Raw genomic sequence first — 1952 nt, 5'->3', positions numbered from 1 at the left:
GCGTCCAGCCACCCGCGCAGGGCGCCGGGCGGCCCGGCGGCCCCGGTGGGCCGCCCCGGGTGCGGACGGGCCTGCTGCTGCATGCGGGCCTCCTGACGGCTCCGATCCCCCGCGCCACGACTCCGGACCCCCGCGCGCCTCGCTCCAGGGTGACCCAGGACCGGCCGGCCCGCCCGGCCGCGCCGCGGGCCGTTGCTCCGGACGCCGCGGCGGCGGGTGACCGGGTCGCGGACGACCGGGTCGCGGGTGACGCGGCGGTTGGCGCGGCGGGTGAGACGGCGGGTGACGCGGCGGCCGTGACCGCGGGCGACCACGGCTTGCTGTTGCGACGGATCGGGAGCGGGGGGAGAAATGGATCCCAGTGGCAGGAGCCTCCTGCGCCGACCGGACTCGCCGGCCGCCTGCGAAACGGAGCCCTCGATGAGTTCCCAACCACCTCCGTCCGGCCCGCCCTCGGGACCTCCCTCCGGACCCCCGTCCGGGCCGCTCTCCGGGCCGCCGTCGGGCGGCCGCTCCGGACCGCCCGGACCCCCGTCCGGACCGCCCTCCGGTGCCTCCGGCGGGCCCTCCGGGGGACGTCCGACGCCGTGGTGGCGCTCGGGCCGCAAGGCCGCGCTGGTCGCCGGCACGGCCGTGGTGGCCGTGGTGGCGACGGTGCTGATCGTCAACAACAACGGCGGCGGCAAGCAGGACGACGCCGTGCCGACCGCCAACGAGGTCGCGCTGCAGTCCCCGCAGGACCCGGGACCGGCTCCGTTCACCCCGTCGGTGGAGACCGAGGGCGTCCAGGCCCCGGCGCCGGCCTCGACCCCCGCGCAGCCGGCCACCACCCGAACGGGTGGAGCGGCGACCACCGGAAGCACCGCCGCCGCGACGACGCCGGCCGGCATCCGCAGCGTCGAGGGGACGTCGTCCGGCCTGTACGCGGGCACGATGTCCAAGCCGAACTGTGACGTGGAGAAGCTGGTCTCGATGACGTCGACCGGCGACAGCGGCCGGGCCTGGGCGTCCGCGCAGGGCATCGACCAGTCCGAGAACCCGGCCTACCTGCGGTCGCTGACCCCGGCGTTCCTGCGGGTGGACACCCGGGTGACCAACCACGCGTACAAGGGCGGCGCGGCGGTCGGCTACCAGTCCGTGCTCCAGGCCGGTACGTCGGTCCTGGTGGACGCGCAGGGCGTGCCCCGGGTGCGCTGCGGCTGCGGCAACCCGCTGAAGCCGCCGACGCTGGTGTCCGACGCGAAGTACACCGGCAAGGCCTGGGCGGGCTTCCAGCCGTCCGCCACCGTCGTCGTGGTGCCGGCGCCCAAGCCGGTGACCGAGATCCTGCTGGTGAACGTCGTGACCGGCGGCTGGTTCGTCCGGGTGACCGGGCAGATCGAGATCGTCGACCGGCCCGCCCAGCCGCCGCGCGGTCCGCTGGCGCCGGGTGTCCCGCCGCCGGCCCCGATGACGCCGACCGGACCGTCGGGCTCCGGCTCCTCGTCGACCTCGCCGTCCTCCTCGGGGTCGACCTCGGGGTCCGGTTCCGCGACCGGCTCGGGTGCGACGTCGGGGACGCCGTCGGGTTCGACCTCCGGGTCCACCGGGCCGTCCAGCGGGTCGGCGACCGCCTCCACCGCGACGCCGTCCTCGGGTACGGCGACGGCCTCGACCGCCGGGGCGACCTCGTCCGGGGCCACTCCGTCGAGCGCCTCCACCGGGGCGACCACGTCCGCGCCGCCGACCAGCGCGGCGCCGACGACCGCCGGCGGGACACCGTCGACGGTGACGTCCGCCGCGACGGCGACCACGGCGACCACGACGGCGAGCACCGCCGTCCGGTCGGCCACCGGCACGACCACGACGGCCGCCACCGCCACCGCGCAGCAGACCGCGGCGGTCACGCCGACCTGTTCCACCACGCAGCCGTCCACGCTTCCGCCCTGTCCGACGCCGGAAGCCGGCTGAGC

At 77.4% G+C, this 1952-nt stretch carries 1 protein-coding gene; it reads left to right on the top strand.

What is annotated here, in order from left to right; translation table 11 throughout:
- The first annotated feature begins 645 nt into the window (after window positions 1-645).
- Entirely contained in the window at window positions 646-1950 is a 1305-nt protein-coding gene (locus ACFWOG_RS40735; RefSeq protein ID WP_380364788.1) for a DUF6777 domain-containing protein, read from the top strand.
- Window positions 1951-1952: the final 2 nt, after the last annotated feature.

This window comes from Kitasatospora sp. NPDC058406 (assembly GCF_042722765.1).
Classification (GTDB): domain Bacteria; phylum Actinomycetota; class Actinomycetes; order Streptomycetales; family Streptomycetaceae; genus Kitasatospora.
This window is presented reverse-complemented; position numbering and strand designations above follow the sequence as displayed.